Origin of the sequence: Lactococcus sp. UBA7128 (assembly GCF_002492185.1) — a bacterium.
GTDB classification, from domain to species: domain Bacteria; phylum Bacillota; class Bacilli; order Lactobacillales; family Streptococcaceae; genus Lactococcus; species Lactococcus muris.
Map to the genome: position 1 here is coordinate 1 of NZ_DKXK01000025.1, position 13,507 is coordinate 13,507.

Here is a 13,507-nt window from a genome sequence, read left to right on the forward strand (position 1 = left end):
AATCTGCTAAAGCAGAAAGAATGATAATAAAAAACCACGACAGCGTCATGATTTTTTGAATGCTTCTGTGTTATTTGAGTGCTTGCGCTGCTGTAATGATGGCAAGTTTATAAACATCTTCCTCATTACTTCCACGAGAAAGGTCAGAGATTGGTGCATTCAAGCCTTGTAAGATTGGACCAATCGCTTCAAAGTTCCCCAAGCGTTGCGCAATTTTATAGCCGATATTCCCAGATTGGATATCTGGGAAGATGAAGACATTTGAATGGCCAGCAACTGAACTTTCTGGTGCTTTTTGTCGTGCTACAGCAGGGGAGAAAGCCGCATCAAACTGCAGTTCACCATCAACATCAATTTCTGGATGTGCTTCTTTTACGAGAGCGGTTGCTTCAACTACTTTCGTCACATCATCTGACTTCCCTGAACCTTTTGTTGAGAATGAAAGCATCGCAACTTTTGGCTCAATATTGAAAAGTTTTGCTGTTTCTGCCGAAGCAACAGCAATGTCTGCCAAAGTGTTCGCATCTGGATTAATATTAATCGCACAGTCTCCGAAGATATATTTTTCATTATCATCGCGACCACGAACCATGATAAAGGCACCGGATACAGACTTCACCCCTGGTTTCGTCTTGATGATTTGCAAAGCTGGACGTACAGTATCTGCCGTTGAGTGAACTGCTCCTGAAACCATACCATCTGCGATTCCCATGTGAACAAGCATTGTTCCAAAATAATTTGGGTCTTTCAAAATTTCACGCGCCTGCTCCTCAGTCACCTTACCCTTACGACGTTCAATAAAAATTTCCACCATCTTTTCAAAACGACTACAGTTCAACGGATCGTAGATTTGGAAACCTTCTGGATTAATCCCACGAGAAATCAAAGTCCCTGTTACTTCCGAAATATTCCCAATAAACACGGGCGTAATGAGCTTGTCTGCATAGAGACGGTTAGCAGCGCCGAGAACACGTGCATCGGTTCCCTCTGGAAAGACAATTTGTAGACCTTTGCCAGAAATTTTTTGTTTGAGCGATTCAAAGAGTTCCATAATTCTTCCTTTTACTATTTTTAGAATTTCATTATTGATTATATCACAAAGTCACAAAAAATGCCTACTTATGTAAACGTTTTTTTGGATATTAGGATGCAATTGCTGAAACTGCAAAATGAAACGTGAAATTTCGACCGTGATAAGCTTGATTAAACGGCCAGAAATCAAAGAATCCTCCAAAGACTCAGGACTATCTTATCGTTTTTTATATTTACTCAGCTTTGTCAACGCAAGGCTAAGCTTACCTCCAACCGACTCCGAGAACCATGAGAGTAGCCAGATTATTCGCCCTATCACAAAGCATTGTCCACTTATTATCTCTTGGAACCCTGCTTGAATGCACGTCCATAAGAAGCAGTTATTTCTTAATTAACCGAGCCTTGAAAAACCATTTCCAGCCCCCACTCCGTTTTAAGAAGCTGAAACATTCTCAACAAACATAGACTTATTTTTAAAAGACAACCTGCTTAATACCTTGACAATCGACTATGGTGCCGCCCACAGTAAAAGCTCTATTTTCTATAATAGAGCCCGCTAAACAATCACACTGCATTTAGAAACAATAAGATGTTGTTAAATTATATATACAATCCATCATACACCATATCAGCACCAGCAACCTATTTACCGACAACATCTGTATTCCTTTGACAGTCTTCTTTGTGTAGATATGCGCCATTTCTCGCAGATGTTCAAAAAGTCTCTCTAGAACGTCATACCTACTCCCATTATACCCAAAAAGGGAAGTTTTCTTGACAAATGACAATGTTTATAAATGAAAATGTAATGTTGCTTATTTCCGATAATTATTTTACCAATCCAGTTGTACTCCAACTGTAATATGTTGGGCATCCTGCTTTAGCAGAATTAAAGAGTTTTGCTTTTTTCATTTTTCTCCTTTCTATTTCTACAAAAAGAATAAATGAGCAACTCTAGAAGCATATGGTGTCATCCATTCTTAAGGTTTAAGTGATGAAAGTATAAATACAATTCAGTAATTTTATCTCTGATTGAGCAATGCCGACAATAATATTATCATGTTTTAGTTAGAAAGTTTCAAGTATAAAAAGTTGCCATTTTATAGCTATTTAAACAATCATTTATGATAAAAATAGTTATTTTTAATAAAATCTATTCACTAAAGGAAACTTTTTCAAGACGATTGGCAATTTAAGAACAAAGTAAATACCATAATATTCACCTCAAAAAAAGATGTGAAATATCGTATTGTATTTCACATCTTTTATTCTATAGCATTTGATTTACAACTGTACCAGACCCTACTAAGATAAGCAGCACTTTAGGTAAAATCCTTCCAGCCAGTAATTGTCATTAATAAAAAGAAAGTCTTCCAATTGTTTCTATATTATTCTTCATGTAAAATACTTGCTATCTTGGTCGTTAAAATATCTACTCCGACAGTATTTGACACGCCTTCTGGAATAATCACATCAGCATAACGTTTGGTTGGTTCAATAAACTGGTGATACATTGGTTTAACAGCGGTCATGTATTGCGTGATTACAGAATCTAAAGTTCTGCCGCGTTCCTCAATATCACGACGAATACGACGAATAATACGCACATCATCATCCGTATCTACAAAGACTTTAATATCCATCAAATTACGTAACTTTTCATTTTCTAAAACCAAGATTCCTTCTACAATCAAGACATCTACAGGTTCTTGACGATAAGTTTTTTCACTTCGTGTGTGCTTGGCATAATCATAGGTCGGAATATCAACGGCACGCCCATTTTGCAGCTCTTTCAACTGAGCAATCAGATAGTCCGTATCAAAGGCTAATGGATGATCATAGTTTGTTTTTGTACGTTCTTCAAATGTCAGCTGTGATTGATCTTTATAGTAACTGTCATGCTCAATCATAGCAATCTTTTCATCCTTAAACATAGATAAAATAGCATGGGAGACGCTGGTTTTTCCACTTGCTGATCCCCCTGTCACACCGATAATCAATGGTTTTTTCAAAATCATTTCTCCATACTTTACATATCCACTCTAGTTTCTCTTCACGGATATTGTGTTATTCCACTTAATTTTATCACAAAACTAAAGTTCATTCAGTTTTGAAACGCCTCCCAAAATCCTATTCGTTTTTATATGCGCTATATACTATTATCATTATCATTCAAGTTCCAATGAAAAGTGACATTCTCAATAATTGCTTCTCTCCTGTATCCCTTGAAATTAAAAAGATACTTTTCATATTCAGCATCACAAATTTTACATGAGTTTTACGAAAAAATTTGCTATAATAGATTTAGTAAATTTCAGATAGGAAATGGAGTATGATGCTTAAACTTGGAATTATCGGTACAGGGTGGATTAGCGGTTCTTTTGTAGAAGCGGCCCACCTCACAAAAAAATATAGCCTTGAAGCTGTTTACTCGCGTAATCTTGAAAGTGCAGTGTCGTTTACTGAGGACTTTGATGACGTTGAACTTTATGATGACTTAGATGATTTTTTTAAGCATGATTTGGACATTGTCTACATTGCAAGTCCTAACGCTATCCACTTTGAGCAAGCCAAAGCAGCAATTTTAGCTGGAAAGAATATTATTGTAGAAAAACCAGCTTTTTCAAATCCGCAAGAACTCTCTGAAATCATTAGGCTTTCAGATGAAAATAATGTTCTCTTTTTTGAAGCTGCACGAAACATCCATGAAGCATCTTTTGAGACAATCAACTTGTTCTTAGCGGACAAAAAAATAGTGGGCGCTGATTTTACCTATTCAAAATATTCTTCTAAAATGCCTGCTCTCTTAGCTGGGAAACTTCCTAATAAATTTAACAGTAAATTTTCTGGTGGGTTGCTTGCTGACTTAGGCGTTTATTTGCTCTATGCAGCTATCTACTGGTTTGATAAACCGCAATCTGCCTGCTATGATGCCGTAATTTTACCGAGTGGTGTAGATATTTCTGGTATTGGTAGCCTAGACTATGGGGATTTTAAAGTCGCTATCAAATGCGCTGGAAATCTAACAAGCTATCTTTCATCCGAGATTTATACAGACCAAGGTACTTTAATTTTGGATGGTGTTCATGCAATTACCTCTGCCAAATTTATCAAATATGATGGCAGCAAGGAAGTCCTTAAAATCACCCCTCCAAAACACTCTCTCTACGATGAGGCACTCCACTTCGCTGAAATTATCGAAACGAAGTCAACGCCAGCCGCGCATGCACTTTATAAATCTTTGCATCAACTGGCCCAAGATGTTTCAGAAACAAGTTATATGATGCGCCAAAGCGCTGGAATCGTCTTTGAAGCAGACAAAAATTAATCTCTGGCTCCTTGAAGGAGTCTTCTGATCCCTTAGTTAAATTGGATATAACCCGGACCTCCTAAGTCTGAATCGCCAGTTCGAATCTGGCAGGGATCATCAAAAGCAATTGTTTTGAAAAAGCTACCGATAAATCATGAAAGTCTGAACGAACATTATTATAAATCACTTTTCGTCTATACTTTGGAGTAAAAACGATATGATATTTGCACATCCATTTGGTATGTGATAAGCTGTAGCTAGTTTTTGCCATTTCTTTCTCCTTCTTTTTGAGCCTGAACACTCTAATTATACTAGGAGAAAGAAATGGAGGCTATAAGCCTTATCAGCCACCCGTTCAACGGGTGGTTTTTTCATCGTCAACTTCGTTGCCGACTGGCTCGAAGCCAGAATAAAAAATGGAACCTGGATGTCAAGGTTCCGTTTTTGTGATTTTTGAATGATTCTTCTTCAGAAATCCAATGCAGAAGGAGAATATGTTACTGCAAAAGTATTAGGCCACTTTGTTAGAGAACCTATAGACATTTATTTAGGGAGATTGAAAATAAGGGATTTGATAAAATTAGTAGTCTTTAGAAAAAGAATCCTAGTTAATACTAACTAGGATTCTTTTTCTAATCGCTTTACTCTTTTTGTAAGCTTTCTTATCTTCCTTGGTATGAAAAATTTTTCCTTATCTATTGAATAAGTTGGGAACGTTTTTTTCATAGAGACTTTAATTGGTATTCTTAGCTCTCCCGCATCACCACGTCCAGTATTTATTTGATATATTTGATGATAGTATTTTCCGTTTAAGCAAAGGAACTGCAAAATATAATAGTCATTGTGTCCAATGGGAAGATTATCCTCGGAGTTATTTAGCTTAACTTCTTCATTTACTTTTATAGTCCTAATGTTATGAATAAGGGACACAATAGAATCTTTTTTATCTAGATTGGGAGTAATTCTGTATATGGATACATTAAACGCAGAAGTATCTCCCATATTTTTTATCTTAGAATATCGTTCTTCAAAGGACAGGAAAGCCAGTTTCTCCTCTCTTAATTGTATCCTTAGAACAAAAAAAGAAACAATTGCACCAATTACTGAAGTAATGGCTGCAGTTATAATTTCCGTCAAAATATTAACTCCTTAAAATGAAAAGGGGCAAATTTATGGGTAAATAAAAAAATTTCCATTAAATCTTCTTGATAAGTAAATCCTAAAGAAATATTTTAAGGAGAATATGGGATTCGAACCCATGCGCGGTTTTACCCACCTATACACTTTCCAAGCGTACCTCTTCAGCCTCTTGAGTAATTCTCCAAATAGAAGCAAAACACTTCAGAACATATTATATCATATTATCATTATAAATGTGAAACTAAACTCATCTAATCAAGAAAACCTTCGGACTGTTCCAGGATAATGATGTGTTTATATGTGTGGCTTGATTTCATGAAAATATTTTGTTTGAAAATCTCCCCTTCCATATATTTTACTCCTCGCTCTATCAAGCTTCTTGTAAAACCACATTTTATCCTCATAATTTCGAGGAGTTGAATTCAAGAAAAAACTCTCCCATATTGTCACGGAAGAGTAAGGAGTTTTATGAAAAAATTTTATCGGAACATATGTATTGTACTGCTTATTTCTTAAAAATGGCTCAAATCAAAATAAAGTGAAACAAAAATGATTTATTTAGTCCTGAAGTATCGTGTTGAAAACAAAAGGATAAGACAGTTTTCAATGCTGATGAAAAGCCCTGCTTATCCAAAATCTATAAAAATAGAACCGTGTAGTTGAAGCTATTCCACTGTTTTGCTTTCATGATTTAGTATTGATTTTCAGCAGTTTCAGACCCTACAACCTCTTTTCTTAATCCCTCTTACTTCATTTCATTATTTAATTTTTCTGAACGATCTTCTTCATCTTTTCGTTCTTGAGCTTTTTTTGTGCGGTGTAATGCTCTGAGCCTTTGTTTCTTTTTGCCATGATAGATTCCTAAAGCATATATGGGAATAGAGATAAAGAAGAGAAGAACCATCTCTATAAGTGTCATCCGCTCAGAAAACAGAAGCAACACAGAAAAAATCACTACAAATGTAAAGACATAATAAGCACGGTTTTTATTTTTACTCATAGGCATTATGGAAGTGATACTGTTCGAGACAAAGAGACACGTGGAATGTAGACACCGACACTTACACGGCGAACTCTATTTTGTACCGCCTCTCGAACAGCTCCTACAACACCTCCTGCAATAATAGCAACGACACCTGCCGTATGTGGGGTTGTTGCAAAAATTTTTAATGCAAATTTAACTTGTCCTCCCGCATAAAGGCCCGCTGCCCAAGCATTCATTGACCGAACTCTTGGTCCTAAGTTAATATGTAGTCCTACAAATCCCCGAGCACGCAGGGGGCTCTCTTGTACATTACCTGCATCTGCGATAATCAACTTCGCATCTTTTTCTGAAATCCCAAGGGCAGTTAAATCCTTGACTGTTGCATTAAACTGAGCATTACCATTTTTATCAAATGAATAAAAATCTGCGATAGCATCGGCTATTTTTTGATCTTGGTCAGACAAGGCAACATCAGTTTTTATATCTTCTGTAATATCGAGGTGTACGGTATCATTGTAAATCTCAAATTTTTCTGGAGCTCGCTCTTGCACTAAATTTACATCATTTGCTTGAACTACACCAACTGCTGAGGGTAACGTTGCTGATAACAAAGTTAGTCCTGAAATGCTCATAATCATAACTTTCTTTAATTTTTTGTTCAATAAGCTCTTCCTTTCTCAACTTTGAATTGAACTATTTTTTTCTAGCTCACTCATTTGCAAATCCCTCTTCTAAATTTTCTGCTCCTTTCACGAAAAGGCTTTCATCTATGTTCTTGAGAAAAGCTTAACAAGCCAACCTTAAGCAAGGCTGAATTTAAGACAATATTCAGATGATTCTGAAAGCCAAATATGGCATGCTTTGTTTAAAATCTAAAATTATACATAAAAAAACGTCCGTAAAGACGTTTCGCTTTTCTATTAGTGGGCGACTGGATTACTTGCAATAATTTCCATATTTCCTGAAAGTTCCCATTTATCAATGCCTGTAGGAAGAATAAAGTGGTCTCCCTTCGATAGTGGATAAGTATTGTCTGCCACAATAAGTTCCCCTTGCCCCTCAAGAACTGAAACCAGCATATAGTCTGCTCTTGCTTCAAAAGCTTGTCTACCATGGATTGACCATTTGTAAACATCAAAGAACTCTGAGTTGACCAAGGTACTTAAGTCAGCATTCTCTCCCTTAATGACCTGAATCTTATTTTCTGGTGTTTGGTCTCCTGGGATATGTAGCACATCAATAGACTGCTGGATATGCAACTCACGAAGATTGCCTTGGTCATCTTTGCGGTCAAAGTCATATACACGGTAAGTCGTATCACTGGATTGTTGTGTTTCCAGGATAACAATGCCCGCACCGATAGCGTGCATCGTTCCTGCTGGTACATAAAAAAAGTCTCCGGCTTTGACTTTCACTTTGCGAAGGAGGTGACTCCAGTCAGCAGATTGAATCATTTTCTTCAGTTCTTCACGGGATGTTGCATTATGACCATAAATAATTTCAGAGTCTTCTTCTGCAGAAATGATATACCAGCATTCGGTTTTTCCGAGCTCTCCCTCATGTTTCATACCATATTCGTCATTCGGATGAACTTGGACAGAAAGCCAATCATTAGCATCCAAAATTTTTGTCAGGAGTGGAAAGACTTTCTCATCAGTATTACCAAAAAGCTCACGATGCTGATCAAATACCTTATCAAGCTTTTGCCCAGAAAATTGACCATTTTTTATGGTTGATACACCATGTGGGTGAGCCGAAATTGCCCAATATTCTCCAATTTTATCGGAAGGTAAATCATAACCAAAGCTTTTAAGATGTTCGCCACCCCAGAGTTTCTCTTGCAATACGGAATCTAGAAATAAAGGTTCTACTGACATTTTTTCTCCTCAACTGTTTATTATCACTTCGTTCATTATAGCACATATTTGGAAATTTCCGGTATCTATAACACATAAATAGATTCTATATCTTTCGCGCATCGTTTTCATCGGTTTTGCCTTCGATAAAAATAAAATTTTTTCAGGTTGGTACACTCCTATGAATTACTGTAAACCTACGGACAGGATAATCTTTAAGTTCCTTTATTACTTCAAACTTCTCTCTAAAAAAATAAGCCTTCAAAACTTAAGGCTTATTTTTTGGATCACTCTTCTGATTTATTCAAATTGCGGAGAAGTTCATCGATTTTTGAACCGTATTCGACAGATTCATCTTTGGCAAACTTCAAATCCGGGATGCGATACATGGTCATACGTTGCGCTAATTCGCGCTTAATAAGACCCGTAGCTTTTTCCAGACCTTTCTTAGCTTTTTCATTGTCACTGGCAAGAGTTGAAAGCAGACTATAGTAAACGGTAGCTTGACTCAAATCACCAGTCACCTGAACATCTGTGATATTCACTTCTTGAACGCGGGGGTCGCGAATCTTGTGGCGTAAAATGTCATTAATTTCACGTTGAATTTCAACAGCCACACGATCACTGCGGAAGGAAGTGCCCATACTTATTCTCCTTTTTTATTTTTTTATAGAAATTATCCTTAACGTTTAATTTCAACCATTTTATAGACTTCGAAAGTGTCATCGACAAGAATGTCATTGTAGTTTTCAATCATCAAACCACCCTCTTGTGCATTACCAACTTCTTTCACATCATCCTTATAGTGTTTCAAGCTAGCAATAGCTCCGTCATGAATAACAACACCATCACGGATTACACGAACGCTGGCATCACGTTGAACTTTACCACGAATGACCATAAAGCCAGCAATAGTACCAACTTTAGAAACATTAAATGTTTCACGAACAACTGCTTCACCGATAATTTCTTCTTTGTATTCAGGATCAAGCATACCACGCATGGCTGTTTCGATTTCCTCAATAACTTTATAGATGATGCTGTGGAGACGAATATCTACATCTTCATGTTCTGCTTGCTCACGCGCTAGACCTGTTGGACGTACGTTGAAACCGATAATGATCGCATTTGAGGCTGCAGCTAGTGACACATCTGACTCACTGATAGCACCTACAGCAGCATGGACGATATCCACTTTTACACCTTCAACATCAATCTTTTGAAGAGAGGCCGCTAAGGCTTCCGCTGTCCCTTGCACGTCTGCCTTAATGATGATATTAACAGTTTTAACTTGTCCTTCTTTAAGAGTATCAAAAAGATTGTCAAGACTGACACGGCGCGTGCTTTGACGTTTAATCAGTTGGGCACGTTTGGCACGTTCTTCACCGGCTGCTCGTGCAGATTTTTCATCTTCAAAAACAGCGAAGTGATCACCAGCTTGTGGTACATCAGATAAACCTGTCAATTCGACTGGCGTTGACGGTGAGGCTTCTTTGATACGACGGCCAAGGTCATTCGTCATCGTCCGTACACGTCCGTAAGTATTACCAACAACGATTGGATCTTGCATATGAAGTGTACCTTGTTGTACTAAAAGTGTTGCAATAGCACCACGGCCTTGATCCAGACGTGCTTCAACTACTGTACCAATCGCACGTACTGTTGGGTCTGCTTTGAGTTCTTGTATTTCAGCAACAAGCAAGATGGTTTCCAAAAGAGCATCAAGGTTTTGATTGAACTTGGCTGAAATTTCAACAAACTCAGATTCTCCACCCCAAGCTTGTGACATTACACCATGTTCAGCCAGCTCTTGAATAACACGTTGCGGATTAGCCCCTGGCTTATCAATTTTATTAATCGCAACGATAATCGGAACTCCAGCAGCTTTTGAGTGGTTGATGGCTTCAATCGTTTGCGGCATGACACCATCATCAGCAGCAACAACCAAAATTGTAATATCTGTTACTGAGGCACCACGTGCACGCATGCTTGTGAAAGCCTCATGTCCAGGTGTATCCAAGAAGGTAATCTTCTTATCTCCCGCTTTGATTTGATAAGCGCCGATATGCTGCGTGATACCACCAGCTTCTCCTTCAGTGACACGTGACTCACGGAAGCGATCAAGCAAGGTTGTTTTACCATGATCGACGTGCCCCATAATCGTAACAACTGCTGGACGTTCCACCATCTCCTCTTCGTTCAGATAGCCTTCTTCAACAAAGAGACGCTCAATATCAGATGCATCTTCTTCAACTTTTTTAATAGGCGTAATGCCATAATCCATGAGAATCAATTCTAAGGTATCTTCGTCAAGAGATTGATTTTGATTAACCATTGTCCCCATCATGAAAAGTTTTTTGATGATTTCTGCTGGTTCACGTTTGATAGCTTTAGCAATGTCTTGAACATTCATCCCTTCAGCATATTCTACTGATTCTGGTAATTCATGGAATTTACGTGTAGATACTGGAGCAGTCGATTGTTGATTTTTCCCTCGACGGCCCTTTTGATTCCAATTTGAGTTGCGTGCATTACGGACTTGATTTCGGCTATCATTAACGCGAAGTGGTCCACCTGGGCGACGGCCTTCTGAAGTTTTGTTGTGCTCATTTTTCTTGCGCTCACGGTCTCGACGGCTATTACTCTTAGCTGGAGCTACTGGAGCAGTGAATACTTCTGCTGAAGGGGTGCTTTCAAACTTGCCTCCGCGATTTTGGTTATCATTTTTGCGACGGTTATCGTTTTGATTGCGTCCTTGGCCTCCACGGCGGTTGTCGTTGTTACGGCGATCATTTTGACGGAGTTCTTGACGAGCAGCATCTTTCTTCGCTGCTTCTTTTTTGATGTCTTCTGCACGTTTTACAACTTTAATCTGAATCCTTGGTTTTTTATCCAATGCTTTTTTCGGTTCTTCTTTCACTGGCTCAGTAGTTTTATCTTCTTGCTTTTTCGTTGCTGGAGCTTCTGATTTTTTCTCTACTTTTGGCACTGTTTGTTCTTGTTTTACTGCTTGGGTTTCTTCTACTTTTGGCTCAACTTTAGCTTCTGCCTCAAGTTTCGCAGCCTTTTCTGCCTCTTCTTTAGCTTTAATGCGCGCTAGGATGGCAGGATCTTCAACAACCGCTTTCCCTGCAAATGTGCGTGGTGCATCCTCTTTTTTCTTCCCGGCTTTTGAGTCAGCATTTTTTACTGAGAGTGAGGCATTCTCACTTGCCATCACGCCTGATTTGACATGTGCAATGATTTTTTCTGCTTCGGCTTCTGTTACCGAACTTGAGTGAGCTTTAACAGCCATTCCCAATTCTTGTGCTGCTGACACAAGTTCAGCATTTTTCAATCCTGTTTCTTTTGCGATTTGATTAATTCGTTTTTTATCAGACAATGTTGCCCTCCTTATTTTTTAGTTAGTCATAAGGCTCTCCATTTTCTTTGCAAATCCATCATCAGCAATAGCTAATACCTTTCGGTTAGCTCCAATTGCCATTGACAGTTCATTTACTGAGAACGTTTGTAACACGCTTACCTCATAGTAACTCGATTTATCGGTGATTTTTTTGATTAAATTCTCGGAAGCATCATGCGCGACGAAAACTAAGCTTGCTCTACCTATTTGAATGGCTTTGACGACTAGCTCCTCGCCTGTGATAACTTTTCCTGCACGCTTGGCAAGACCGAGTAAGTTTAATATTTGTTTTGTACTATCCATATTAGTCGTAATCCGGTGCTAAGTCTACCGAGTATGTAGCTCCTGCTAACTCACGGCGCGCGACTTGGTGTTCAACATAATTGATCAGTTCATCATAAAACTCATCTGCGATTTTTGTACTGAATGTACGATCAAAGACACGTCTTTTTTTGGCAAGTTGTGCTTCTTCATTGGATAAAGCAATGTAAGCCCCTCGTCCATGTGCTTTTCCTGTCGGGTCAATAGAAATTTCCCCTTCTTTGTTAAAAGCAATACGTAAAAGGTCTCGTTTCGCGATTTGTTCACCAGATACTACTGATTTTCTCATGGGAGTTTTTCTTTGTTTCATAGGCTTATTCTTCAGTGCTTGCTTCTTCTAAAACAGCTTCAGCAACTTCTTCTGTAAATTCATCCACTTCTTCAACAAGTGCATCAAGCTCAACCATTTCTTTTTGGAAATCTTCTTCTGACTTGATGTCGATTTTACAATTAGTAACATGGGCTGCAAGGCGGACGTTTTGGCCTCGTTTACCGATAGCCAATGACAATTGATCTTGAGCAACAACTGCAATTGCTGAACCATCTTCACGAATCGCCACCTGTTCGATGCGTGCAGGTTTGAGCGCATTAGCAATCAGTGTTGCTTTGTCGGCATTGTATTCGATGATATCCATCTTTTCCCCCGAAAGCTCACGGATAATTCCTTGAATACGTGCGCCTTTTGTACCAACCATAGTACCTATGGCATCCACATTCTCATCATGACTCTCAACGATAACTTTCGCACGATCGCCTGCATCCCGCGCAACCGATTTGATTTCCACTGTTCCATCGTAAACTTCAGGAATTTCTTTTTCAAACATACGTTTGAGCATATCTGGTGCTGTCCGGCTAATAAATACACGCGTACCTTTAGGAGTCAAAAGAACATCCGTCACATAGACTTTAACCTTGTCTCCAACATGATAACTTTCTTGACTGATACGATCTTTTGCTGTTAAGAGTGCATCAACGCGTCCCAAGTTAACATAAACGGCACGTGCATCAACTTTTTCAACTGTTCCTGTGATAATTTCATCTTTATAACGGCTATACTCGTTATAGATGATTGTGCGTTCTTCTTCACGCATTTTTTGCATAATTACTTGCTTGGCCGCACCAGCTGCTGTACGTGCAAAATCTTTTGGTTTTTCTTCAAACATGATTTTGTCGCCAATTTCATAATGTGGGTTAAGTTCTTGGGCATCTTCAAGCGAAATTTCAAGACGACTGTCAAAGACTTCATCAACGACTTCACGTGTCGAATAAACATTGAAGTTCCCTTTTTTTTCATCAAAAATAACTTTTACATTTTGCGCTTGACCATATTGGCGTTTATAAGCTGCCGTGATAGCTTGCTCAATAGCTTCAATAACTATCTCTTGTTTAATGCCTTTTTCTTCTTCTAGCATTGCAAAGGCGTTAAGCATTTCCTTGCTCATTTTGCTTTTTCCTCTTTC

General features: G+C 38.4%; 12 protein-coding genes, 2 tRNA genes and 1 pseudogene. 2 read left to right on the forward strand and 13 right to left on the reverse strand.

Annotated elements, in window-relative coordinates:
• Positions 1 to 70: 70 nt before the first annotated feature.
• Together pta and udk are read right to left on the reverse strand one after the other, a co-directional pair.
• Complete coding sequence (gene pta, locus B4H39_RS03330) at positions 71 to 1,051, reverse strand: phosphate acetyltransferase (protein ID WP_202230531.1); 981 nt, start codon at positions 1,049 to 1,051, stop codon at positions 71 to 73.
• Positions 1,052 to 2,420: 1,369 nt separating this feature from the next.
• The gene (udk, locus tag B4H39_RS03335; RefSeq protein ID WP_237459947.1) at positions 2,421 to 3,050 is read right to left on the reverse strand and encodes a uridine kinase; all 630 of its coding nucleotides are present in this window, start codon (positions 3,048 to 3,050) and stop codon (positions 2,421 to 2,423) included.
• A 317-nt stretch (positions 3,051 to 3,367) separates the two neighbouring features.
• On the opposite strand from udk, the gene B4H39_RS03340 reads away from it, so the two are divergent.
• Both B4H39_RS03340 and B4H39_RS03345 read left to right on the forward strand, forming a co-directional pair.
• Complete coding sequence (locus B4H39_RS03340; RefSeq protein ID WP_251421996.1) at positions 3,368 to 4,360, forward strand: Gfo/Idh/MocA family protein; 993 nt, start codon at positions 3,368 to 3,370, stop codon at positions 4,358 to 4,360.
• A gap of 26 nt (positions 4,361 to 4,386) precedes the next feature.
• Positions 4,387 to 4,459, forward strand: a tRNA-Arg gene (locus tag B4H39_RS03345).
• 31 nt (positions 4,460 to 4,490) lie between these two features.
• On the opposite strand, the pseudogene B4H39_RS03350 reads toward B4H39_RS03345, so the two are convergent.
• The 11 genes and pseudogenes from B4H39_RS03350 to nusA all read right to left on the reverse strand — a co-directional run.
• Positions 4,491 to 4,613: pseudogene (locus B4H39_RS03350) on the reverse strand (transposase); the annotation flags it as partial.
• 347 nt (positions 4,614 to 4,960) lie between these two features.
• Positions 4,961 to 5,479: a hypothetical protein gene (locus B4H39_RS03355; protein ID WP_251421967.1), complete on the reverse strand. Its 519-nt coding sequence runs from the start codon at positions 5,477 to 5,479 to the stop codon at positions 4,961 to 4,963.
• 98 nt (positions 5,480 to 5,577) lie between these two features.
• Positions 5,578 to 5,665, reverse strand: a tRNA-Ser gene (locus tag B4H39_RS03360).
• A gap of 562 nt (positions 5,666 to 6,227) precedes the next feature.
• Positions 6,228 to 6,482, reverse strand: coding sequence for a hypothetical protein (locus B4H39_RS03365; protein WP_202230535.1), 255 nt, complete (start codon positions 6,480 to 6,482; stop codon positions 6,228 to 6,230).
• Positions 6,483 to 6,487: 5 nt separating this feature from the next.
• Positions 6,488 to 7,129, reverse strand: a complete 642-nt coding sequence (locus tag B4H39_RS03370) for a hypothetical protein (RefSeq protein WP_251421965.1) — start codon at positions 7,127 to 7,129, stop codon at positions 6,488 to 6,490.
• A gap of 258 nt (positions 7,130 to 7,387) precedes the next feature.
• A complete protein-coding gene (gene manA, locus B4H39_RS03375; RefSeq protein WP_251421963.1) occupies positions 7,388 to 8,344 on the reverse strand; it encodes a mannose-6-phosphate isomerase, class I in 957 nt (318 codons plus the stop codon).
• A gap of 266 nt (positions 8,345 to 8,610) precedes the next feature.
• Positions 8,611 to 8,967 carry a 30S ribosome-binding factor RbfA gene (gene rbfA / locus B4H39_RS03380; RefSeq protein ID WP_202230538.1) on the reverse strand — a complete coding sequence of 119 codons (357 nt, stop codon included), beginning with the start codon at positions 8,965 to 8,967 and terminating at the stop codon, positions 8,611 to 8,613.
• Between the two features lie 38 nt (positions 8,968 to 9,005).
• Positions 9,006 to 11,705 (reverse strand): translation initiation factor IF-2, encoded by a 2,700-nt coding sequence (gene infB / locus B4H39_RS03385; protein WP_251421960.1) that lies wholly within the window; start codon positions 11,703 to 11,705, stop codon positions 9,006 to 9,008.
• An 18-nt stretch (positions 11,706 to 11,723) separates the two neighbouring features.
• Positions 11,724 to 12,029, reverse strand: a complete 306-nt coding sequence (locus tag B4H39_RS03390) for a YlxQ-related RNA-binding protein (protein ID WP_251421957.1) — start codon at positions 12,027 to 12,029, stop codon at positions 11,724 to 11,726.
• Between the two features lies 1 nt (position 12,030).
• Positions 12,031 to 12,357 carry an RNase P modulator RnpM gene (gene rnpM, locus B4H39_RS03395; protein ID WP_202230543.1) on the reverse strand — a complete coding sequence of 109 codons (327 nt, stop codon included), beginning with the start codon at positions 12,355 to 12,357 and terminating at the stop codon, positions 12,031 to 12,033.
• Between the two features lie 4 nt (positions 12,358 to 12,361).
• Positions 12,362 to 13,489, reverse strand: a complete 1,128-nt coding sequence (gene nusA, locus B4H39_RS03400) for a transcription termination factor NusA (RefSeq protein WP_251421953.1) — start codon at positions 13,487 to 13,489, stop codon at positions 12,362 to 12,364.
• Positions 13,490 to 13,507: the final 18 nt, after the last annotated feature.

Bases quoted from the DNA above. Each gene is read 5' to 3' on its own strand.
- pta (WP_202230531.1), bottom strand. From the start codon at position 1,051: ATGGAACTCTTTGAATCGCTCAAACAAAAAATTTCTGGCAAAGGTCTA.
- udk (WP_237459947.1), bottom strand. From the start codon at position 3,050: ATGATTTTGAAAAAACCATTGATTATCGGTGTGACAGGGGGATCAGCA.
- B4H39_RS03340 (WP_251421996.1), top strand. From the start codon at position 3,368: ATGCTTAAACTTGGAATTATCGGTACAGGGTGGATTAGCGGTTCTTTT.
- B4H39_RS03365 (WP_202230535.1), bottom strand. From the start codon at position 6,482: ATGAGTAAAAATAAAAACCGTGCTTATTATGTCTTTACATTTGTAGTG.
- manA (WP_251421963.1), bottom strand. From the start codon at position 8,344: ATGTCAGTAGAACCTTTATTTCTAGATTCCGTATTGCAAGAGAAACTC.
- rbfA (WP_202230538.1), bottom strand. From the start codon at position 8,967: ATGGGCACTTCCTTCCGCAGTGATCGTGTGGCTGTTGAAATTCAACGT.
- B4H39_RS03390 (WP_251421957.1), bottom strand. From the start codon at position 12,029: ATGGATAGTACAAAACAAATATTAAACTTACTCGGTCTTGCCAAGCGT.
- rnpM (WP_202230543.1), bottom strand. From the start codon at position 12,357: ATGAAACAAAGAAAAACTCCCATGAGAAAATCAGTAGTATCTGGTGAA.
- nusA (WP_251421953.1), bottom strand. From the start codon at position 13,489: ATGAGCAAGGAAATGCTTAACGCCTTTGCAATGCTAGAAGAAGAAAAA.